Origin of the sequence: Maribacter taeanensis (assembly GCF_047345145.1) — a bacterium.
GTDB lineage: Bacteria > Bacteroidota > Bacteroidia > Flavobacteriales > Flavobacteriaceae > Maribacter_C.
The window spans coordinates 1-20,378 of the sequence record NZ_JBLFER010000006.1 but is presented as its reverse complement, the minus strand read 5'-3'; the positions used below and the strand labels follow the sequence as shown (position 1 = coordinate 20,378).

At 37.1% G+C, this 20,378-nt stretch carries 22 protein-coding genes; 8 read left to right on the top strand and 14 right to left on the bottom strand.

What is annotated here, in order from left to right; genetic code table 11:
- Nucleotides 1–3: 3 nt before the first annotated feature.
- Together ACKWCD_RS16575 and ACKWCD_RS16570 are read left to right on the top strand one after the other, a co-directional pair.
- Nucleotides 4–384, top strand: a complete 381-nt coding sequence (locus ACKWCD_RS16575; RefSeq protein ID WP_413985079.1) for a hypothetical protein — start codon at nt 4–6, stop codon at nt 382–384.
- A 199-nt stretch (nt 385–583) separates the two neighbouring features.
- A complete protein-coding gene (locus ACKWCD_RS16570) occupies nt 584–778 on the top strand; it encodes a cold-shock protein (protein ID WP_138659665.1) in 195 nt (64 codons plus the stop codon).
- Between the two features lie 552 nt (nt 779–1,330).
- Here ACKWCD_RS16570 and ACKWCD_RS16565 read toward each other — a convergent pair.
- From ACKWCD_RS16565 to ACKWCD_RS16555, 3 genes are all read right to left on the bottom strand, one after another.
- Nucleotides 1,331–2,263, bottom strand: coding sequence for a peptidylprolyl isomerase (locus ACKWCD_RS16565; protein WP_413985078.1), 933 nt, complete (start codon nt 2,261–2,263; stop codon nt 1,331–1,333).
- Nucleotides 2,264–2,444: 181 nt separating this feature from the next.
- Nucleotides 2,445–3,818: a M20/M25/M40 family metallo-hydrolase gene (locus ACKWCD_RS16560; RefSeq protein ID WP_413985077.1), complete on the bottom strand. Its 1,374-nt coding sequence runs from the start codon at nt 3,816–3,818 to the stop codon at nt 2,445–2,447.
- Nucleotides 3,815–4,699, bottom strand: coding sequence for a PPK2 family polyphosphate kinase (locus ACKWCD_RS16555; RefSeq protein ID WP_413985076.1), 885 nt, complete (start codon nt 4,697–4,699; stop codon nt 3,815–3,817). The genes ACKWCD_RS16560 and ACKWCD_RS16555 overlap by 4 nt, the downstream gene beginning before the upstream one ends.
- A gap of 198 nt (nt 4,700–4,897) precedes the next feature.
- On the opposite strand from ACKWCD_RS16555, the gene ACKWCD_RS16550 reads away from it, so the two are divergent.
- A complete protein-coding gene (locus ACKWCD_RS16550; RefSeq protein ID WP_413985075.1) occupies nt 4,898–5,587 on the top strand; it encodes a hypothetical protein in 690 nt (229 codons plus the stop codon).
- 89 nt (nt 5,588–5,676) lie between these two features.
- Here ACKWCD_RS16550 and ACKWCD_RS16545 read toward each other — a convergent pair whose 3' ends face one another.
- The 7 genes from ACKWCD_RS16545 to ACKWCD_RS16515 form a co-directional block, all read right to left on the bottom strand.
- Nucleotides 5,677–6,840 (bottom strand): sigma-54-dependent transcriptional regulator, encoded by a 1,164-nt coding sequence (locus tag ACKWCD_RS16545; RefSeq protein ID WP_413985074.1) that lies wholly within the window; start codon nt 6,838–6,840, stop codon nt 5,677–5,679.
- A 45-nt stretch (nt 6,841–6,885) separates the two neighbouring features.
- Complete coding sequence (locus ACKWCD_RS16540) at nt 6,886–7,764, bottom strand: DUF6268 family outer membrane beta-barrel protein (RefSeq protein WP_413985073.1); 879 nt, start codon at nt 7,762–7,764, stop codon at nt 6,886–6,888.
- A gap of 19 nt (nt 7,765–7,783) precedes the next feature.
- The gene (locus ACKWCD_RS16535; RefSeq protein WP_413985072.1) at nt 7,784–8,704 is read right to left on the bottom strand and encodes a mechanosensitive ion channel family protein; all 921 of its coding nucleotides are present in this window, start codon (nt 8,702–8,704) and stop codon (nt 7,784–7,786) included.
- On the bottom strand, nt 8,655–9,992 hold the full coding sequence (locus ACKWCD_RS16530) for an ABC transporter permease (RefSeq protein ID WP_413985071.1): 1,338 nt from the start codon (nt 9,990–9,992) through the stop codon (nt 8,655–8,657). Before ACKWCD_RS16530 ends, ACKWCD_RS16535 begins: the two co-directional genes overlap by 50 nt.
- The gene (locus tag ACKWCD_RS16525; RefSeq protein WP_413985070.1) at nt 9,985–10,920 is read right to left on the bottom strand and encodes an ABC transporter ATP-binding protein; all 936 of its coding nucleotides are present in this window, start codon (nt 10,918–10,920) and stop codon (nt 9,985–9,987) included. The genes ACKWCD_RS16530 and ACKWCD_RS16525 overlap by 8 nt, the downstream gene beginning before the upstream one ends.
- A gap of 358 nt (nt 10,921–11,278) precedes the next feature.
- Nucleotides 11,279–12,397 carry a molecular chaperone DnaJ gene (gene dnaJ / locus ACKWCD_RS16520; protein WP_413985069.1) on the bottom strand — a complete coding sequence of 373 codons (1,119 nt, stop codon included), beginning with the start codon at nt 12,395–12,397 and terminating at the stop codon, nt 11,279–11,281.
- A 14-nt stretch (nt 12,398–12,411) separates the two neighbouring features.
- On the bottom strand, nt 12,412–12,972 hold the full coding sequence (locus ACKWCD_RS16515; protein ID WP_413985068.1) for a nucleotide exchange factor GrpE: 561 nt from the start codon (nt 12,970–12,972) through the stop codon (nt 12,412–12,414).
- 67 nt (nt 12,973–13,039) lie between these two features.
- Between ACKWCD_RS16515 and ACKWCD_RS16510 the strand changes: the two genes are divergently transcribed.
- Nucleotides 13,040–13,306, top strand: a complete 267-nt coding sequence (locus ACKWCD_RS16510) for a hypothetical protein (protein ID WP_413985067.1) — start codon at nt 13,040–13,042, stop codon at nt 13,304–13,306.
- 117 nt (nt 13,307–13,423) lie between these two features.
- On the opposite strand, the gene ACKWCD_RS16505 is transcribed toward ACKWCD_RS16510, so the two are convergent.
- The 3 genes from ACKWCD_RS16505 to ACKWCD_RS16495 all read right to left on the bottom strand — a co-directional run bounded on the left by ACKWCD_RS16505 (nt 13,424) and on the right by ACKWCD_RS16495 (nt 15,768).
- On the bottom strand, nt 13,424–14,386 hold the full coding sequence (locus tag ACKWCD_RS16505) for a TIGR01777 family oxidoreductase (protein WP_413985066.1): 963 nt from the start codon (nt 14,384–14,386) through the stop codon (nt 13,424–13,426).
- Nucleotides 14,387–14,502: 116 nt separating this feature from the next.
- Nucleotides 14,503–15,171, bottom strand: coding sequence for a tRNA (5-methylaminomethyl-2-thiouridine)(34)-methyltransferase MnmC2 (gene mnmC2, locus ACKWCD_RS16500; RefSeq protein ID WP_413985065.1), 669 nt, complete (start codon nt 15,169–15,171; stop codon nt 14,503–14,505).
- 93 nt (nt 15,172–15,264) lie between these two features.
- Nucleotides 15,265–15,768, bottom strand: a complete 504-nt coding sequence (locus ACKWCD_RS16495) for a DUF4920 domain-containing protein (protein WP_413985064.1) — start codon at nt 15,766–15,768, stop codon at nt 15,265–15,267.
- Nucleotides 15,769–15,874: 106 nt separating this feature from the next.
- Here ACKWCD_RS16495 and ACKWCD_RS16490 point away from each other — a divergent pair, with 106 nt between their 5' ends.
- Nucleotides 15,875–16,942: a branched-chain amino acid aminotransferase gene (locus tag ACKWCD_RS16490; protein ID WP_413985063.1), complete on the top strand. Its 1,068-nt coding sequence runs from the start codon at nt 15,875–15,877 to the stop codon at nt 16,940–16,942.
- Nucleotides 16,943–16,966: 24 nt separating this feature from the next.
- Here the strand turns inward: ACKWCD_RS16490 and ACKWCD_RS16485 are convergent, their stop codons facing one another.
- On the bottom strand, nt 16,967–17,794 hold the full coding sequence (locus ACKWCD_RS16485) for a tyrosine-type recombinase/integrase (protein WP_413985062.1): 828 nt from the start codon (nt 17,792–17,794) through the stop codon (nt 16,967–16,969).
- A 216-nt stretch (nt 17,795–18,010) separates the two neighbouring features.
- Between ACKWCD_RS16485 and ACKWCD_RS16480 the strand changes: the two genes are divergently transcribed.
- The 3 genes from ACKWCD_RS16480 (at nt 18,011) to ACKWCD_RS16470 (ending at nt 19,947) form a co-directional block, all read left to right on the top strand.
- Complete coding sequence (locus ACKWCD_RS16480; protein WP_413985061.1) at nt 18,011–18,553, top strand: hypothetical protein; 543 nt, start codon at nt 18,011–18,013, stop codon at nt 18,551–18,553.
- Between the two features lie 223 nt (nt 18,554–18,776).
- Nucleotides 18,777–19,145 carry a hypothetical protein gene (locus tag ACKWCD_RS16475; protein WP_413985060.1) on the top strand — a complete coding sequence of 123 codons (369 nt, stop codon included), beginning with the start codon at nt 18,777–18,779 and terminating at the stop codon, nt 19,143–19,145.
- Nucleotides 19,146–19,335: 190 nt separating this feature from the next.
- Nucleotides 19,336–19,947, top strand: coding sequence for a toxin-antitoxin system YwqK family antitoxin (locus tag ACKWCD_RS16470; RefSeq protein ID WP_413985059.1), 612 nt, complete (start codon nt 19,336–19,338; stop codon nt 19,945–19,947).
- Nucleotides 19,948–20,378 lie beyond the last annotated feature (431 nt).

Here is a 20,378-nt window from a genome sequence, read left to right as displayed (position 1 = left end):
AAGATGGAAAATCTAAGTGCTGAACAAGTAAAGCAACTCGCTGATAATTTTATGAAAATGGCCAATGCCTTAGGTAATTATCGCTACAATGCTATAGATAATCTCACCGAAGAGCAAAATTTAAAGATAAAAGAACTGCACAATCAACAGTTAACCCATACTACTGAATTATACACAAAATCGGCAGTTTTGGTATTGGCTGATGCTGAAGAAGCTCTAAGTAAAATTAAGGTCATCACCGAAGCGTCCGAGGGGCTCTATAAAAAGCTAACCAATGTTCAAAATATCTTAGATCGGGCAAGCTCAATATTAAACCTTTCCTCGGCGATATTGGCACTAGATGTTATGGCAGTTACCGAGCGTATTCAAGATTTGATCACCTAGAATCTAAATTTGCCTCACCAATTACTTTTAAGAATGAATAGTATTATTTGGGTTTCACAATATGATGGCCCATAGATAAAACACACTAATTGATTCAAGTTCTTTACGTTACCCTAATTCAAATATAACTTCCAAAAATTCAGACTATTAACAATTAAATAGTATCTTTGCCCTTTAATAATTTTTAATTTTTAGTATTATGAGTAAAGGAACAGTTAAATTCTTCAATGATTCCAAAGGATATGGTTTTATTACTGAAGAAGGTTCGAACGAAGATCATTTTGTACACATTTCTGGCTTAATCGACGAGGTTCGTGAAGGTGATGTTGTAGAATTTGAACTACAACAAGGTAAAAAAGGATTGAACGCCGTTAATGTGAAGGTAGTAGATTAAGATAGGTATTAAACTTTTTTATAGTATAAAGCCGCAACTTAAAGTTGCGGCTTTTTTTTGCTCAAAGTTTACGACTTATCAACAAAATGATTGATTTTTTAACAATATCGCACTTTTAACACCTTATTTTGAAATAAGTGAGAATATATAGCGTTTATTTATAACATATTGAAACCCCGCTCGATATTATGAACTTAATCAAAAAAAGGTATGATTCTTACTTTAAGTATTCTTCTTATAATTAGCGTAGTTAATCTTTTACTTTTCAAATACAGTACAATGGGTGACGAAGATTAAATCTTTTTTAATCTTTTACTTACCTATAAAGTAGGGTTTTGGGCTTCATAGTTGTTTACATTATGTAATCAACACACTTTTGAAAACTAAGACCCCATGCTTACTTTCTTTATCATTCTATCATCGCTTATTGCGCTAAATGTTTTGCTCCTATTGGTGAGCATAAATGACCCAAAATAGGGTCGCTTTTTAGGCATAAAAAAACTCCTTCCCTGAAGTGGAAAGGAGCAGCTATGACTTAAAATTTTGTAGTTTCTAACCTACTTTCATTAACTCAACATCAAAAACAAGCGTCGCATTTGGTGGAATAACCCCGCCAGCGCCAGCGCTCCCATAAGCTAAATCTGAAGGAATAACAAAGCGAGCTTTATCGCCTACTTGCAATAGAGATATACCTTCATCCCAACCCTTTATTACTTGACCAACACCCAATTGAAAACCAATTGGTTCATTGCGTTTATACGAAGAGTCAAAAACCTGTCCGCTCAATAAAGAACCTTCATAATGTACAGATACTTGTCTTCCCGCCTCGGCTTTCTCACCATCACCTTTCTGAATAATTTTATATCTAAGTCCACTATCAGTAGCATCAAAACCAGCAGCTACTTTATCTAGCTCAGCAGCTTGTTTTGCTTTTTCTGCGGCCAATCTCTCAGCTCCAGAGTTTTTAAACGTCTCGAAGGCCTTAACAGCATCCCAGCCTTCAGCCTCAGCCCCTACTCTTACGATTTCAAGAGTTTCAATCGCATCACCTTGAGCAACAGCATCGACAATATCTTGACCTGATTCAACATGGCCAAAAACTGTATGCTTATTATCTAACCATGGAGTGGCGATATGCGTAATGAAAAATTGACTACCATTTGTTCCAGGTCCGGCATTTGCCATTGAAAGAACGCCAGGCGCATCATGAGTAAGCTCAGGATGAAATTCATCATCGAACTTATAGCCCGCATCTCCAGTTCCCGTTCCCTGCGGACAACCACCTTGAATCATAAAATCTGGAATGACCCTATGAAATTTAAGTCCATCATAGTAGGCCTCTCCTTCAGCTTTGGCTGTATTCTTTTGTTTCCCTTCGGCTAAGGCAACAAAGTTACCTACTGTTCCGGGTGTTTTATCGTGCGTAAGTTTTACCAGTATTTCCCCTTTTGAGGTATTGAATTTTGCGTAGATTCCGTCTTGCATCTCTTGTTATTTTTATTGAGCGGCAAAGGTAGGGAAAATGTTAATTGTTTTTGACCTAATGATTTGAAGTAAAAGGAGAAAACAAACCTGACAAAAATTGAAAAGCAAATTCAGCAACAGACAAAATCGCTATTATTACCACAATTAGTATAAGGTATTTTTTTTTCATGATTTTGAAGTATTATTGTATGCCATATTTATCAAATAAATACACCAAACTGGTCATTGCTGCCGCACCCAATTCAAGTTCTCTTCGATTCACATGTTCGAAAGTATCATTCTCAGCATGGTGATGATCAAAATAGCGCTGCGAGTCAGGACGTAAGCCCGCCAAAACAATTTTATCATTCTTCAAAGGGCTAATATCAGCTCCTGAAAATCCTTTCACGAACATATGTACATAATAGGGTTCAAATAGTTTTGCCCAACTTTCTGCTTGTTTGATGTTTTCTTCGGATGCATCAAAACTAAACCCCCTTGGAGTAAACCCTCCGGAATCGCTTTCGAGTGCGAAAATGTGATTTTCATTTTTGGTTTTCGCAAGCTCAGCATATTTTCTTCCGCCACGTAACCCATTCTCTTCATTCATAAATAAGACCGCTCTGATTGTTCTTTTGGGCTTGTATCCTGTTTTCTTTAAAATACGTAAGACTTCCATACTTTGCACACAACCCGCTCCATCATCATGAGAACCATCTCCCAAATCCCAAGAATCTAAGTGGCCACCAACTACCATTATCTCATCGGGATTACTACTGCCTTTGATCTCTCCAATAACATTGTACGATTCTACATCTTCTAAAGTCTTACAATTCAATTTGAAAAAGAATTGAATATTAGGATTCAACTTTAAAGTGGCGCTGAGCAAATCGGCTCCATTCGTACTAATTGCAGCCGCGGGTACTTTCTCAGCCTCAGGAATATCACCGTAATTCATTCCTCCAGCATGCGGAAAGTCATCTTGTCGTAAATTCATAGATCGTACAATGACACCAAGGGCTTCATATTTACCCGCCTCGGCAGCACCTTTTCCTCGTTGATCAACCGCACCAGAATATGCTTCAAAAGTATTCACCGAAGTAGGATCCATAGGTCGATTAAAGAATACAATTTTGCCTGAGATCTTCTCTTTTCCTAAAGTTTTTAACTCTTCAATGCTATGGACTTCAATTACGTTAGCCTTTATACCTCTTCCGTAAGTAGGAATGGAACCTCCCAAAGCACATATAGGAATATTGGTAGTATTACCCGGTGAAGTTTCCATATAAGCAAATTCGGGTGTGCCTCGCACCCATTTAGGCACCATTACAGGTTGTAACCAAACACGATCTAAACCGAGAGAATCCATTTGCGCTTTTGTATAATCAATAGCTTGTTGTGCTTGAACTGAACCTGAAAGTCTTCCACCTATTTGATTTGATAAATAATTCAGCCAATCATATGCCTTTCCATTATCGAGTGCCGCATCATAAATTTTACGCATTTGTTTTTCATCTTCTGTCTGCGCAAAAGTTTGAGATACTATTAAAAGTACTACGAGGTAAATCTTCTTCATTCTGATTCGTTTTCCAATTGTTTTCTATAGTCCCCTAAATTAGCTTTTATTTTAGCACTCAGCTCAGGTTCCTTAATATCTTGGTATTTTTTTAACTCTTCCAATAAAATTGAGGCAACAATTACACGTGCTGACTTCTTATTATCTGCAGGAATTACAAACCAAGGTGCATGTGGTTTTGAAGTCTCGTTAATAGCCTCCTCGTAACATTCTTGATATTTATCCCAAAGTTTACGCTCTTTTAGATCTCCTGCCGAAAACTTCCAATTTTTTTCTTGTAGGTCTAATCTTCTTACTAGCCTTCTTCGTTGTTCTTCTTTTGAAAGATTTAAAAAGAATTTAAAAATGAGCGTACCATTGTCTGCTAGATGCTTTTCAAAATTATTAATCTGTTCGAAACGTTTCGTCCAGAAATCTTGGTTTATATCGTCTACGGAGTGAATATCGGGAATATGCTCACCTAAAATATACTCTGGATGAACACGAGTCACTAAAACATTTTCGTAATGTGTACGATTGAAAACACCAAATTTTCCCTTGGCGGGGAGTGCGATATAATGGCGCCATAAATAATCATGTTTGAGTTCAAGCTCGGTGGGTACTTTAAAGCTATGTACTACAACACCTTGTACATTAAAATCTTTAAACACCTCACGAATGAGACTATCTTTTCCCGAAGTATCCATTCCTTGAAGACAAACAAGAACACTATACTTACTGTGCGCATAGAGCGTATTTTGAAAATCTCCTAAGTCTTCACGAACAGATTCTAGGTGTTTTTTTAACTCCTTATTGGTTGCATTTAAATCGGTTACCGTAAGACGATCTGACAATTTGATGCTCTTATCAACCTTAAAATCACTTGTATTTACCTTATTCATGGGCAAAAGATAAAATATTTTATCGGTGAAACGCTGAAAATGTTAAAAAAAATGGCCATTCATCGGACATAAAAATCTGTTTGCCCGAATTACCTGAAATTGAGGGTGTTCCGTCGAAAAAAGTAGGTTTCAAACACATACATTTTTTAATTTTACATGTAGTGATATTCCCAAAATATTACGACCAAAACCTACGCTATGAAGACTCTTTATGTAATGCTATTTGCTATAGCAATTGTCCTTCTCTCTTCGTTTACTACGAGTGAAGCTTGTAATTATGCAGGCTCAAATCTGAATTATGTCAAAGCACGAACAGAAGAAGCTCTGGAGACCTCTGATATTAACAAATCAAGATTCTACACCTACAAGGCAATCAAAGTAATTCAAACTTCTACAAACCGTTTTAACGATTGTGGTTGCGAAGACGCAGAGATTAACATTGAGGAAAGTCTTATAAATCTTAAGGCAGCAACAAAAGCCACCTCTTTAAATGGTACAAAAATACTTTTACAAGAAGCATTGGAGCAAATTTTGGATGCTGTAGATAATCTGGAACAGCACGAAATGCATGATGCTGAGTTTTCGGCAAAGAAGTTTGAAATAAGTACCGAAATCGAAGATCCCTTAATAGCTAAGGAAGCAAAAGAAACCCAATTGCATCAACAAATTGATATTTCATTGGAAAATTATAGACAATCTATTAATAAGGTAATTGAATCTGTAAATTGTCTAGAAGCGAGGGCTTTCGCAAATACCGTCTATATACGTTGTGAAGAACGCTTATTAACTTCCAATCTTTCGGAAGGTAAAAAATACTATAATCTGCGAACAAAAGAAATTACTGAAGAAGCACTCGCGCGTCTGGGAGACTGTGGAATATCAAAATAGTCGGCCGTTAGCTAACCAATGATTTATTTCAGTCTTTACAAAAAGAACTTTTCTTATTTTCTTGAAATATCGTCTTTGCTAAAAGAGTATCACTTACTAGCAAATAGCTTCACGTCTTCTTCTGTCACCTCGCTGCCCCCTAAAATGATTAGCCTTTCAACTACATTTCGAAGCTCTCTGATGTTACCTGTCCAGTCATAAGCTTTTAGCAACTTAATTGCCTTATCAGAAAAATTCTTCTTAGCGACACCTTGCTCACTGGTGATTTTATTCGCAAAATGATTGATTAACAAAGGAATATCGTCTCTTCGATCATTTAGTGCCGGTACTTTGATCAAAATCACAGCGAGTCTATGATATAAATCTTCTCTAAATTTACCGTCAGCAATTTCCTTTTTTAAATCTTTGTTCGTTGCCGCAAGTACGCGAACATCTACTTTAATGTCCTTATCTGAACCAACTCTTGAAATTTTACTTTCTTGAAGGGCACGCAAAACTTTCGCTTGCGCTGATAGACTCATATCTCCTATTTCATCTAAAAAAATAGTTCCTTTATTGGCAGCTTCAAACTTACCTGCTCTGTCTTTTACCGCAGAGGTAAAAGCTCCTTTTACATGTCCGAATAATTCACTCTCAATTAACTCTGAAGGAATCGCGGCACAATTCACCTCAATAAAGGGAGCTGAACTTCTAGGACTCTTTTCATGCAGCCAATGTGCCACTAACTCTTTACCTGTTCCGTTTGAGCCTGTAATTAACACTCTTGCGTCAGTCGGAGCTACTTTTTCAATCATATCTTTGATAGCGCCGATCTCTTTGCTATCACCTACCATTTCATAGTTCTTACTAACCTTTTTCTTAAGAATTTTATTTTCAACTACCAGTTCTTTACGATCTAAAGCATTTCGAACTGTTGTCAAAAGTCGATTCAAATCTGGCGGTTTAGAGATATAATCAAAAGCGCCTGCTCTCATTGTATTAACAGCAGTGTCTAGATCACCATGACCAGAAATCATTATAAATGGAATTTCAGGTTTAATTTTTCTAGCAGCTTCTAAAACCTCTACCCCATCCATTTTGGGCATTTTTATATCACAAAGCACTAAATCGTAATCATTGTTTTTGACAGCTTCTATCCCCTTTAATCCATCTTCAGCTTCTTCAAGTTGATAGGTATCACTTTCTTCGGAAAGAATTTTTACTAATACCCTTCTAATGGCTGCTTCATCTTCAATGACTAATATTTTTGACATAAGTAATCGTTTTTATTTTCATTCCCGCGAAGGCGGAAATCTCTTTTAAAAAATTCCTATTTTAAATCCTGTTCTAAGATAAATATTTCCTTTATCATTTAGTGTAAACGCGCTATTTCTATTCCCATCTCTGATAAGTCCTTCTTGTAAAAGCGAATACCCAAAAAGTGCGTAAAGTGATATTTCCTTAGTGAACTTATATTGATACCCTACAGCACTTACCAAAGCTGATAGGGAAATTGACTCTCCAACAGCATTGCCTGGCAATAGCACATCATTTTGAATATTTATAAAATAACCATCCAAAAATAATGCCGCTTGTAATACATGCTTCCCAGAATTGCTATGATACTTAAAATCTTGTCTAGGAATTCCTATGGTATAAGACCAATTCGGATGAAATCTTTTGTAATAATTTACGACAGGCAAAGGAAATGGTAATCCTGTAGCACTGTTGAAAGACAGTCCAACGATTAATCGGAAAGGCTTCTCAATATCTTTTTTTTCTTTCATCATAACCCCTGAAAGATTTACCCTAAAATCATTGTTGTCAATAATACCTAGAACAAAATTGGACGCCAAACGAGGTTGAACGGCTCCGATAAAACGCCAGGTTTCATTCCATTTAAAAGAATATCCCAAGTTAAAGTCAACGATATGAAGGCGCTCTAAGGTACTTGTATTAAAAGGAAGTTGTTGCCCCACGCGAAAGTCATATTTGTTGTATTCCGCACCTATTACCAAGTAATTATGCGTTTTGATTTTGAATGGTACATTTAAAACAGCTCGGTAACGATTGGTGCGTATTCCTGATTTGTTTTCAGGTATTGCGGTGTATTCCAAACGAAGAAGGTCAGGAGTTTGTGATAATGCGAAGCAGCTTATCAGAAAAAATAGGAAAGCACAAAAAAAATGTTGCTTCATAGCAATTAAACGACAGCAATCATGAATTAGTCTTTAAGCGATAGTTCTTTTGAAATAGATGCACATCTCTTTGAGGAAAAGGAATACTGATGTTATGCGCTCTAAATTTTGTGTCAATTCTATAGCGCATTTCACTTTTCATCTTTGGATCACTAAAACTATCGGTAATATAGTAGTTCAACGAAAATAGCAATGCAGAATCTCCAAAATCTTCGAAAAGCACAAAAGACTTCGGACTTTTAAGTACTCCCTGTTGTTCATTCGCAACTTCTTCAAGTAATTGAGTGACCAATTTGACATCACTACCATAGGCGACACCAATTTTAATAGACTCTCTGGTGGTTTTATGATTTTGGGTATAGTTATAAATGCTATCCGTTAAGAATTTATGATTGGGAATCACCAATACCTTATCATCACGAGTCAATGCTCTAGTGGTTCGCAGACGGATTTCAAAAACACGCCCCACTTTATTTTCTACTTCAATGATATCTCCGACATGCAATGACTGATCTAAGATGATTAAAATTCCGGAAATAATATCTTGAAACAAATACTGGAGTGCAAAACCCAAACCAACAAATAGGGCTGCTGATGCCGTAAGTAAAACGGTGAGATTGACACCAGACGAGTGTAAAATGGTAACCACTGCAAGAATGTAGAAGAGGTACTTTAGAAAGCCGAAGATGCTTATAAACTTGTTCTTATCTTCTTCTGGTAGTTTAGCCGTAACCAAACGGTGAACTAGTTTCAAAATATAGGTTACTGCAATTATTGCAATAACAATCGTAAGAAATGTGCCGATGGTGAGATGCACCGTATCAGTATCGTAAATACGGTATGTCAAGAAATCCTTTATGGCCCTTACAGCATTTTCGAGATTCTCCATTTTAATATCGCAACCATTTAAAAAGTTCGCTGTAGCTTGGTTTTTTGCCATACATCAAAATACCAATTCTGTAGATTTTGGCAGCTAACCAAACGATACCAATAAAGGTAACTATTAAAAGTGCAATTGAGGTTACTAACTGCCAAATAGGAACTCCTCCTTCTCCTATTCCACCAGGTAAGCGCATTAACATTACGATGGGTGATGTTAACGGAAATAAGGAAAAACCAACCGCTATTGGTCCATGGGGATTGCTAAAAACGGAAAAGAAACCAACATAAATTGCCAACATTAAGGGTAGAATAATTGGAAATATAAATTGCTGCGTATCAGTTTCGTTATCTACGGCAGCACCTATAGCTGCATAAATTGAGCTGTATATCAGATAACCTAGAATGAAATAGACTAGAAAAAATAGGATCAACATAACCCAGGGTAATTTGTAGAGTTCTTTAAAATATTCCATAGCCTTGGTAGGCGACGGAACAGGGCCGCCAATAGTATCACCCATCGCTGCCGTTAAATCAGGGCCTTGATTCAGCGTATCAGGATCGATACCAAAAATGGCAAATGCTACCAATAAAAGAAGGCTAGCAGAAACTATCCAAATGACAAATTGGGTTATTCCAGCAAGAGAGGTACCTATTATCTTTCCTAACATGAGCTGAAAAGGTTTTACTGAGGAAATAATCACCTCGATAATTCGGCTTGTTTTTTCCTCGATAACGCTCCGCATCACAAAGCCCCCATAAATGATAATAAACATCATTATCAAATACCCAAAAGCACCACCAATAGCAGCTTTCAATTCATTGATTCCTTTTAAATTTAGCTCGCCAGCAAAGGTAGATGTATTGATCTCAAAGCCATTATCAATCTGGGCAAATTCTTCAGCAGAAACTCCCATATTCTGAAGTTTTCGTTGCCGCAATCGCTCTTGAAATATATCTTCAATATTAGCTAGTACGGCTGTACTAGCGGCATCTTTGGAATAAAAGAATGATCGTGCAGCTACCATTTCTAAATCTCCGTCAGAAGGAATATGTAAAAGCCCTGTATAGCCAAGGTTAGCCGTAGAGTCTTTGGCAGCTTCTAAACTGATATTTTCAAAATTTACGTATCCTGTACTTTCTGTGGACATGAATTCGTTAGCGAAATAGTCACTTTCATTTAAAACAGAAATGATGCGTTTTTCACTATCATTCAACTCGGTAAGATAAGCAATCAATACCACCATACCCACCATCAAAATCGGACTTAAGAAGGTCATTATGACAAAAGATTTATTCCTCACCTTAGCCAAATACTCACGTTTTATGATTAATGGTAATTTATTCATGAGCATCTTTAGATTGAACGGTTTGTATGAAAATTTCATTGGCAGAAGGTATCGTCTCTATAAACTGATTGATATTCACCTTATTCGATAAATACGCCAATAGTTCACTAGAATCACTAGATGGTAATTGAATTTTAAAATCCAGTTGTTTTTCTTCGAAATTATAATCAGATGCTATGATCTCAAATTTATCTTGCAAATCATTCAATACCCCTTCTCCATGATCTACATGAGCGCCAACTTCAAAAATATTTCTCTTATAGGCTTTTTTAATATCAGATAGTTTACCGTCTAATATTTTTTCCGATTGGTGAATGAGTGCAATATGATTGCAAAGCTCCTCAACAGATTCCATGCGGTGAGTTGAAAAAATAATGGTCGCTCCCTTATCTCGTAATTGTAGTATTTCGTCTTTGATGATGTTGGCATTTATAGGGTCGAACCCACTAAACGGCTCATCAAAAATTAAGAGTTTAGGTTCATGAAGCACCGTAACAATAAATTGGATTTTTTGAGCCATTCCTTTGGAAAGCTCTTGAATTTTTTTGTTCCACCAATCGCCAATTTCTAAACGATCAAACCAATATTTTAAGCGTTGTTTTGCTTCTGATTTGCTCAAGCCTTTTAGTTGGGCTAAATACAAAGCCTGTTCCCCCACTTTCATGCTTTTATACAAGCCTCTCTCTTCAGGCAAATACCCAATCATGGCAATATGATGTGGTTGCAATAGTTCGCCGTCAAAAAACACTTCTCCTTGATCGGGGTAGGTAATTTGATTGATAATACGAATTAAAGTAGTTTTTCCTGCTCCGTTCGGACCAAGAAGTCCGTAGATACTATTTTTCGGAATTTCTAAAGAGACTTTTTTAAGGGCGGTATGTTCCCCAAAGCGTTTGGTAACCTCCTTCGTAACCAAAATGTTATTCATGCAAGCAATTTTGCCAAAGATAAATAAAAGAGTTTGAGTACGCTTTACGCTAAACGCTAAACGTATTTTAATAAAAAATGTTCCTGGCGAAAAAACAAAAGGGTCAAGGGAAAAAATTTATTTACTTCCAGAACCCACCTTAGATAAGTTTAAGGCCTTGTCCTTCGGCGGGGTTAGTTCGACTTTGTATTCTAAGCTATGCTTTGCATGCTTATAATACAGTCTCACTAAAAAACAAAACCCACCCTTAAAAGAATCAAGGATGGGAAAAAAATTGCTATGAAAAAGAAAATTAGTATTGGTTTCCCAATACTAATTCAAATATACGTTTTTTATTTAAATGCCAAATTAATATCTGTTAAGAGAACATATCTTTAACTTTTTCAAAGAAAGATTTGTCTGATTTTTCGGGATTTGGCGTGAAATTTTCATTGCTCTGCATCTTCTCAAAAAACTCTTTTTGCTCTTTATTTAACTCTTTCGGAGTCCAGACATTGACGTGGACTAGTAAATCACCACTTCCGTAGCCGTTTAGACTTGAAATACCTTTTCCGCGTAAACGAAGTATTTTGCCAGATTGAATTCCGGCTTCCAGCTTTATACGCACTTGTCCGCCTACGGAGTCAATTTCTTTTGAAGTACCTAATACCGCTTCCGAAATACTTATATATAGATCGTAATGCAGATTATCACCTTCACGTTTAAGCGTAGCGTGGTCTAAAGTTTCTATGGCAACAAGCAAATCCCCAGGCACTCCATTACCCGGAGCTTCATTGCCCTTATTCGGCACTTTCAATTGCATGCCTTCCTCAACTCCTGCAGGAATATTAATAGAAACCGTTTCTTCAGCAACTTTCAAACCTTGGCCGTCTGCATCACTTGGTCTTTTATCAATAATCTGTCCACTACCACCACAAGCATTACAGGCTGCAGCTGTCTGCATTCTACCCAAAATAGTGTTCGTAATCTTCGTTACTTGACCTCTACCACCACAGGTACCACAAGTCTTATAGGTAACACCGTCAGCTTGAACTTTTCTTCGGACTTTAACCTTCTTCTCTACCCCATTTGCCACTTCTTCTAGTGTAAGCTTTACGCGAATACGAAGATTACTACCCTTTACGCGACGTTGGCCACCGCCACCGCCAAATCCACCAAAGCCACCTCCGCCACCGAAGGCACTTCCGAAGATATCACCGAACTGGCTAAAAATATCATCCATGTTCATACCTCCGCCGCCGAAACCGCCGCCCCCTTCAAAGGCTGCATGACCAAATTGGTCATAACGCGCTTTCTTATCGGCATCACTTAAAACCTCATAGGCTTCAGCAGCTTTCTTGAAATTCTCTTCTGCCTTCGCATCTCCCGGATTCTTATCAGGATGGTACTGCACCGCCTTTTTGCGATATGCCTTTTTAATCTCAGCTGCACTTGCATTCTTGGTAACCCCTAATATCTCGTAATAATCTTGCTTCATCGTATTTTATATACTTAGTTTCCTACTACAACCTTAGGGTGACGGATAATTTTATCGCCTAGGGTATATCCCTTTTCAATTACATCAATAATTTTGCCTTTCAATTTCTTACTAGGTGCCGGAATTTGTGTAATAGCATCGTGGATTTCTGCATCAAAGGAATCTCCCTGCTTTGCTTCCACTTCTGTCAAGCCTTTATTCTTCAGAGTTTCTTTGAACTTATTGCTAATCAACTCAACACCCTTAAACATTTCTTTGTCCTCTGATTTTGCAAGCTCTTTCATCGCGCGATCAAAATCATCAATTACGGGCAACAACGAGACAATAACTTCTTGACCTGCAGTTTTAAACAAGTCCATGCGCTCTTTAGATGTGCGTTTTTTATAATTTTCGAACTCCGCAAAAAGACGTAAAAATTTGTCTTTTTCTTTGCCTAGTTCTTCCTGTAATTTTTCCTCAACACTAAGCTCATCCTCAACATCAGCAGGCTCTTCGACAGTTGTTTGATCTTCTGTATTTACATCAGTATCAGAGATGATATCTTCTAATTCTTCAGTTTTATCTTTTTTACTCATTTGCTTGTACTATTTAATCGTCATTTTGAGGTGGCAAAAGTACTGCCAATTCTTTAAAAATGTCAAAATGTCACTAAAAAAAGAGGAAAGATCGCTTCGCTTAAAGAATAAAGAGAAAAGACTGTTGGCTGTTGGCTGTTGGCTGTTGGCTGTTGGCTGTTGGCTGTTGGCTGTTGGCTGTTGGCTGTTGGCTGTTGGCTGTTGGCTGTTGGCTGTTGGCTGTTGGCTAAGAAAATTAAAATTCTTGAATCAACAAATACATGAACAAGTTTATTTCTGGGTTATGGGTCAAGGGTTATGGGTTATGGGTTATGGGTTATGGGTTAAGGGTTAAGGGTTATGGGTTAAGGGTTATGGGTTGAGGGTTAAGGGTTAAGGGTTGAGGGTTGAGGGTTAAGGGTTGAGGGTTGAGGGTTATGGGAAAGTAATTAGGTGAGGTGCCTTTTTGTTTCTAAACGTATTCCTTTTTCTCTCTTACATCGAACTCATGCTTGTTTTCTGAGTTCTTGGAATAAATGCCTTCAATAGCCTTGCAGATATTTGTGTAGTAGAATGAAAAGCCTTCTTCTTCAATTTTTTTACTACTTACCCTTTGACTCGCAAATAGAATATATGACATTTCACCTAAAAGTGCTTTCATAGCAAACTGCGGAACATTCGGTAAAATCAAAGGTCTTTGAAGTACTTTGGCAATCTCCTTTAAGAGTTTAGCATTGTTTACTGGATTCGGACCAACACCATTGTAAACACCATTGAGTTCATTTTTAACGGTAAAAAGAAAGAGTCTTGCTAAATCGGTGATATGAATCCATGATTGCCATTGCATGCCGCTGCCAAAGGCTGCACCTGCAAAATACTTGATTGGTTTTGCCATTTCTGGTAGTGCACCGCCATTAGCAGACATCACCAATCCTATTCGTATTTTGGCAACACTGAAGTCAAAATTTTGAAAGGCATCGACTTCCTTTTCCCAGGCTTCAACAACTTCACCTAAGAAACTATGGTCTACCCCTTTTTCATCTTCTTCATAAAAACTAGTCATTGAAGTGGGGTAAATACCAATGGCGGAAGCGGAGGCAAAAGAAACAATCTTAGAACTGTCAATTTTTTCTAAGCCAAATCTGAGGGTTCTTAAGGTATTTATTCTGCTAGATAAGACGATCTTTTTGTACTTGGGTGTCCAGCGTTTTGAGATACTTGCACCAGCCAAATTGATAATGGCAGATACTCCTTCGAAACAATCTAAATCTATTTCATTGACATTCGGATTCCAATAAAAGCCTTGAAAATTAGATTCAGCAACGATTTTACTTTTGCGTGTGGTAAGATAATTCACGGCAATACCCTGTTCTTTGCACAAACGTACAATTTCACCACCTACTAAACCTGTTGCCCCTGTAATCAAAATCTTCATACCACAAAGGTATTGGTTTTCGGAGCCGTTTGACCTAGGTTTAATTTTGATTTAACACTCTTGTTTAGGGTACTTTAACACTTTTGAACCTATAACAAGAGTCGAGGAGCACCCAATTATTCGATTTTCTTGGTTGCACGAAGCATTTCTCGTTTGCCAGGTGGACCTGGTAAACGTTCAACAAAAAAGCCAACTGCCTGCATAGCGCGACGTACACTTCCTTTTGCAGCATAAGTGACTAAAACGCCATCCTTTTTTAAAGCTGTAAACATTTTGGCAAAAATCGTTTCCGTCCAAAGTTCGGGTTGCACACGAGCGCCAAAGGCATCAAAATAAATCAAATGAAAAGCATCTGAATCCTTTAAATCTGCAAAATCCTCTTGTTGTTTATGCAATCGGAAGTTAGCAGTAATTTCTATTTCTTTTTCCCAAGGGGATTGATGCATTCGTTGAAACTCTTCTGAAACGGCTTCAGCTTTCAGCTCTGAAATATAGTTGAGTTGCTCTAGTTCTTCTGATGAAATAGGATAGGCTTCTACGCCTCTATACTGAATATCTAAATTGAATTTTGGAGCTTCGAGCAGGGTAATTAAACAGTTTAGACCCGTACCAAATCCGATTTCTAAAAGGGACAGTTTTTTATCCCTGAAAAGGGAAAGTCCAGACTTTATAAAAACATGATACGCTTCTTGAATCGCACCGTGTTTAGAATGGTACTGCTCATCCCAATCGACAATTTGAATCGTTTTAGAGCCGTCAGAGGTGGTTATTATTTCTCTCTTCATAGTTGTAGAACCTTGAAAACACACTTGAAAAGTCCTCTCCTAGCCTCTCCTGAAGGAGGGGGATGGTTCTTAGTAACTTGAACTTTCAGCAGTTCAATCTTTTAAGAGCACACCATCAGCTTCAAAGCCTAGTGACTTTTTCGCTTCGGTAATTTTAGCAATTTCGTCTGCAGACTTTCCAGCATCTTCTGCATAATGTTTTTGATCTTTTATGCTCATTTCTTCAACGAAAGCCAATCCGTTTACGATAACCTCTTTTCCTTTAATATCCTTTGGCATAAAAAATCCGTAGTCCTTAAAACGAACCATGGTTTCTTGACCATCTTCCAGTTGCAACTTCATCCAACATCCTTTTGATTGACAAACCTCAGTGACAGTTGCTACAAATTTGGTCTGCAAAGTATCAGAAGTTTTCATTGCGGCATACTTTTCAGCCATTTCATCTGAAGAAATCGCGTTATTTTGATCGATACGCACTCCGAAAGAAGGTAAAGCTGTGGGCTCAACCCCTGCTTGTTCGTTTTCTGATTGCGAATCTTGTGCCACTATATTGCCGATCACCAAGAAAAATACAAGTAAAATGTTAATTCGTTTCATAATATTCAGTATTTGTAAAACTTCCACAAAATTGGGCATTTTAAACCAAAAAACCGGACACAATTTCAGATATTTAATTAATTTTATTCTTTAATCTGAACTTAAAATGGAAAGTACCACAAAGAATCTCATCACTATTGAGAAAGCGAAAACATCAAAAATTTCGCAGGTTGATTTTAATAATCTCGCCTTCGGTAGCGTATTCTCTGATCACATGCTGGTCTGCGATTACAAGAATGGTGCTTGGGAGAATCCTAAAATTGTGCCTTACGGACCTTTAAGTTTAGAACCCTCTGCAAAGATTTTTCATTATGGGCAATCGATCTTCGAAGGAATGAAGGCCTATAAAGATGAAAATAATGATGTCTTTTTATTTCGACCTACTGATAATCATAGCCGATTGAATATTTCGGCCAGTAGAATGTCGATTCCTGAATTTCCGAAGGAGTTTTTTATGGAAGGATTAAAAACACTTTTAGAATTGGATAAAGATTGGATTCCGCAAACACCTGGCAGCGCGATGTACATACGTCCGTTTATTTTTGCTTCAGGAAAAGGATTTCATGCGTCTCCGGCAGATGAGTATAAATTTATGATTTGCTTGGCACCTTCAGGACCTTATTTCTCTGGAGAGGTAAAAGTATTGATAGAAGAAACCTATTCACGTTCAGCAAACGGGGGTGTAGGATATGCAAAGGCAGGTGGAAATTATGCTGGGCAGTTCTACCCTACCCAATTGGCTAAGGCTAAGGGATACCAACAAGTAGTATGGACGGATGACAATACCCATGAAAATATTGAAGAAGCTGGTGCTATGAACATCTTTGTTCGCATTGGAGACACCTTAATAACCGGCCCTACTAGCGATCGTATTTTAGACGGTATCACGCGTAAAAGTGTGCTTGAAATTGCAGCAGCTGAAGGTATTAAAACCGAGGTAAGAACCATTACAGTAAGTGAAGTTGTTGAAGCTTCAAAAAATGGAAGTTTGAAAGAGATGTTTGGCGCTGGTACTGCCGCTGTAATTTCTCCAATCGCCGGTTTCGGATATCGCGATACGGACTATGATTTACCGCAACTAGAAAATAGTTATGCTAGCATGCTCAAAAAACGCATTACTGATATTCAATACAATCTTTCTGAAGACCCATTTGGATGGCGGGTTAAGATATAGTTCGCCGTTAAGAACGAAACACTTTTAAAGAAAGTCAAGAGGGCTTTTCACTTCTGCTAATGTTCGGTTTGAAACTTGCGTGTATAGCATTGTTGTTTTAATTGAATTGTGCCCTAAAAGCTTCTGAATAATTCTCAAGTCAGTACCTGATTCTAATAAGTGTGTTGCATAGGCATGCCTTAAGCTATGCAGCGTAACTTTCTTCTTGATTTTTGCCTTTGCACAAGAACCTTTGAAAACAGATCGAAGACTTGCAGTAGAATAGGTACCATTCTGACCATCAAATAAATACACCTTGGGCTGGTATTCTTTATAGTACGCTCGAAGTATTTTTTTTAGGGATTCGGGAAAGGGAAGCTGTCGGTCTTTTTTTCCTTTTGCAGCTTTTAAAGTGATTGTATTTCGTTCTCCATCTAAATCTACAATTTTAAGGTTTATCAATTCGCCAACACGAAGCCCCAAAGCATAAATTGTTGTCAGCATGGCTTTATGTTTTGTATTTGTTGTGACCTCTAAAACTCTTTTCACCTCTTGTTTCGAAAGAATATTTGGGAGCACTCGCTGTGGCTTTCTTGGCCTAAGCGTATCTAAATCTAAATTAATATTGTGCATTTCTCTCATATATAATATGAGTACATGAATTAATTGCATTTGAGTCGCATATGCGTAACTCTTATCGATTATGAATTCTCTGATTTTTTGAAGTAAATATTTATTATCAAGGCGATGTATTTCTTGCGCATCGCCTATATATCGGTCAAACACCGTTAAAAGACCTACATAAGCAGTAACGGTATTATTGCTATAACGTTTTATTCTGAGTAGTTGTTCAAACTCTAAAAAAGCATTCATATACACCTGGTGGGACAGATATGTGAAAGTTAACAATTTAACACGAATATACACCTGTTTTTGGGTGCATATGTGTAGGAATTTGCTAAATTGCTCATATACACTAGTTAGCAAACATTTAATAAAGCCCATTAAATAATCGAAAACCTTCATTCACTCATTGCGAGTTTCGGAATCACAAAACAAAGAATAGATTTGGCACTAAATCTAAACTGAATGAAAAAAACTACCACTATACTTTTTGCAATTCTTCTGAATTTCAATGTGGGTTTGTCTCAAACGCTACCAGAAATAGACTCCTTGTTGAACGGAATATCCGAAATAGAAAATTCTAAAGGGATTACGAAAACTGGTCAAGCGGAAAAAATAATTGCTTTTGGAGAAAGTTCTTTGACAACTCTGGCTGAATTTTTTACGGACACAACTATAACCAAAGTCAAATCTGAATGCCAAGAAAGGAATCTAACAAAAGGAGAAATTGCAATCATTATGGCTGACCGAATTGAGGGAATGCCTTATGCAACCATTACTGGAGTCCAAAATTGTCTTCTAACCTTTTGCACAGGAAATGTCAATCTAATCGAATATTACCTTTGGGCCATTAAAGACAGCGGAATGGAAAATTTTAAGGAAAAATATAAAAAATGGCTCTTAAGTGATGACCGAATAGAATGGCGTCCTTTAATTGATTACAAAACTAAAAAGGAACGGAAAAAGGAAATTAGAAAACGGAAACGTGAAAAGAGGCGTGCGAAATAAAACGATTTGCTAACAAAGCCTAAACGTAATGCGGACTTTAGGGCAAAATCGAATGGTCTGTGTATATTTATGATGTCGCTAAATCTTTGGGATTTAGCTTTGGACAAAAAAAGAAAAACTAAACCAAAAGCTTTAGCTTCGTGCGAAGACGGAAACGAAAAGTTTCCTTGCCTCCGCACTACGCTTAGCCGAACCGTTGGCAACAATTTTCAAGAGTTAAGATATGTCTATTAAATACAAACTCATTTATTCGATTGGTTTGCTGATTTTAATATGTTCTTGCAACACAGAAAAAACATCATTTTATCAAGGACAATATTTTCAAGCAAATCAGGAATTAGAATTAATTATTAACGACGGAGAATATGTTTATAATAAAAAGTTTGTTGAACAATATAGTAGAGGGAATTATCAGCTTATTAAAAGAATCAAATCTCAAAACGATTCTATAAAAGTCTATTTAAAAATTGATAATAAGGACACGTTATTGTTCTTACCATCTTCAACAGAAAAGGTATTATTCGGAAATGATGCGTACCGAAATCTATTCATTTATACGGAAAAAGATACCGTCGTTTGGATGATGGACTAAAACTTAATTAGGCAGGACTTCGCACTCGGATGGAAAAAACTGTTGCCAACAATGGCTAAAATTCATTGCTTGCGGATTTCCTAAACGGAAATCACGCGCAAAAAGCTATCTTTAGGTTCGGCTGTATTGTCCTTCGGACGAATCACAGCAACGAACCTTAGCCCAGCCGTTAGGCGCAATTTTCAAAAAAATGAAGGCAACGACTTTATTTCTTCTTTTCTTCACAGTTTTTGGGTTTACCCAAGAGATAAAATACACGCTTTTTTTAAAAGATTCATGTTCCAATAAAATTGAAAATGCGCTTTTATATCATCTTCAAAAAAATGGAACAGAATATCGAGTTACGGACATAAACGGAACAGTTATACTTCCGGAAAAAGGGGAATACGAACTTGTCGCTACTGAAATTGAAGAAATACATAGTATCATTATTGACAAACTGGTTAATTCAGATACTTTAACTCAACCAACAATCGAGGAATACATTAAAAGAACCAATGTCTCATTAAAAAAAGGAGTTAGCAAAGAAGAACTTAAAAGACTTGGTATAATTCCCAATTATAAATTCATTTCTTGTGAAAAAACTTGTGACGGAATCGAAACGGATTATTACTCTAACGGAGCAACTAGACTTATTGCGGAATTTAAAAACGGACTAGTAATTGGAGAGTTAAAAAGATATTATCAAAATGGAATAATAAAAGAAGTTTCCGTTTATGACGAAAATGGCTTTTTGACCAAGACCACTCTATTTGAGAAGAATGGAGAAATAAAAAGTGAACAAAAATTCAATGGCCTCTGAATAAGTTTGTGTAAATGGACTTCACTCAAACGCAACTGTTACGAATGGACTTCCAACTCGGACGGAATAAAAAGGAATTCATAATGGAAACGGCATATCAAAACGCAAAAAAACTGCGCCTAACAATGCCTAAACGTAATGTGGGCTAAGGTGTTTATTTGCAGCGTTTGCGTATTTTTATGATGCCCGCAAAATCTTTGGGATTTTGCTTTGGACAAGAAAAGAAAAAACAAAACCAAAAGATTTGGCTGCGCGCTGTGGCGCATCGGGAATTGCATTCCCGCTCCCACACTACGCTTAGCCTGACCGTTGTAAGTAATTTTAGGCAAGATTTTTGATTAAGTTATATAGATAATCGAACCTCCTAATTTATGAGAACGTTTTTACTACTCACTTTACTTGTATTTACGGCTTCAATTAGTGCGCAGGAA

What these genes read in the sequence shown, in the direction of transcription:
- dnaJ (WP_413985069.1), bottom strand. Translation starts at nt 12,397, where the DNA reads ATGAAGCAAGATTATTACGAGATATTAGGGGTTACCAAGAATGCAAGT.
- ACKWCD_RS16530 (WP_413985071.1), bottom strand. Translation starts at nt 9,992, where the DNA reads ATGAATAAATTACCATTAATCATAAAACGTGAGTATTTGGCTAAGGTG.
- ACKWCD_RS16540 (WP_413985073.1), bottom strand. Translation starts at nt 7,764, where the DNA reads ATGAAGCAACATTTTTTTTGTGCTTTCCTATTTTTTCTGATAAGCTGC.
- ACKWCD_RS16565 (WP_413985078.1), bottom strand. Translation starts at nt 2,263, where the DNA reads ATGCAAGACGGAATCTACGCAAAATTCAATACCTCAAAAGGGGAAATA.
- ACKWCD_RS16505 (WP_413985066.1), bottom strand. Translation starts at nt 14,386, where the DNA reads ATGAAGATTTTGATTACAGGGGCAACAGGTTTAGTAGGTGGTGAAATT.
- ACKWCD_RS16545 (WP_413985074.1), bottom strand. Translation starts at nt 6,840, where the DNA reads ATGTCAAAAATATTAGTCATTGAAGATGAAGCAGCCATTAGAAGGGTA.
- ACKWCD_RS16570 (WP_138659665.1), top strand. Translation starts at nt 584, where the DNA reads ATGAGTAAAGGAACAGTTAAATTCTTCAATGATTCCAAAGGATATGGT.
- ACKWCD_RS16535 (WP_413985072.1), bottom strand. Translation starts at nt 8,704, where the DNA reads ATGGCAAAAAACCAAGCTACAGCGAACTTTTTAAATGGTTGCGATATT.
- ACKWCD_RS16550 (WP_413985075.1), top strand. Translation starts at nt 4,898, where the DNA reads ATGAAGACTCTTTATGTAATGCTATTTGCTATAGCAATTGTCCTTCTC.
- ACKWCD_RS16555 (WP_413985076.1), bottom strand. Translation starts at nt 4,699, where the DNA reads ATGAATAAGGTAAATACAAGTGATTTTAAGGTTGATAAGAGCATCAAA.
- ACKWCD_RS16475 (WP_413985060.1), top strand. Translation starts at nt 18,777, where the DNA reads ATGTCTATTAAATACAAACTCATTTATTCGATTGGTTTGCTGATTTTA.
- ACKWCD_RS16490 (WP_413985063.1), top strand. Translation starts at nt 15,875, where the DNA reads ATGGAAAGTACCACAAAGAATCTCATCACTATTGAGAAAGCGAAAACA.
- mnmC2 (WP_413985065.1), bottom strand. Translation starts at nt 15,171, where the DNA reads ATGAAGAGAGAAATAATAACCACCTCTGACGGCTCTAAAACGATTCAA.
- ACKWCD_RS16560 (WP_413985077.1), bottom strand. Translation starts at nt 3,818, where the DNA reads ATGAAGAAGATTTACCTCGTAGTACTTTTAATAGTATCTCAAACTTTT.
- ACKWCD_RS16510 (WP_413985067.1), top strand. Translation starts at nt 13,040, where the DNA reads ATGTCACTAAAAAAAGAGGAAAGATCGCTTCGCTTAAAGAATAAAGAG.
- ACKWCD_RS16480 (WP_413985061.1), top strand. Translation starts at nt 18,011, where the DNA reads ATGAAAAAAACTACCACTATACTTTTTGCAATTCTTCTGAATTTCAAT.
- ACKWCD_RS16470 (WP_413985059.1), top strand. Translation starts at nt 19,336, where the DNA reads ATGAAGGCAACGACTTTATTTCTTCTTTTCTTCACAGTTTTTGGGTTT.
- ACKWCD_RS16515 (WP_413985068.1), bottom strand. Translation starts at nt 12,972, where the DNA reads ATGAGTAAAAAAGATAAAACTGAAGAATTAGAAGATATCATCTCTGAT.
- ACKWCD_RS16525 (WP_413985070.1), bottom strand. Translation starts at nt 10,920, where the DNA reads ATGAATAACATTTTGGTTACGAAGGAGGTTACCAAACGCTTTGGGGAA.
- ACKWCD_RS16485 (WP_413985062.1), bottom strand. Translation starts at nt 17,794, where the DNA reads ATGAATGCTTTTTTAGAGTTTGAACAACTACTCAGAATAAAACGTTAT.
- ACKWCD_RS16495 (WP_413985064.1), bottom strand. Translation starts at nt 15,768, where the DNA reads ATGAAACGAATTAACATTTTACTTGTATTTTTCTTGGTGATCGGCAAT.
- ACKWCD_RS16575 (WP_413985079.1), top strand. Translation starts at nt 4, where the DNA reads ATGGAAAATCTAAGTGCTGAACAAGTAAAGCAACTCGCTGATAATTTT.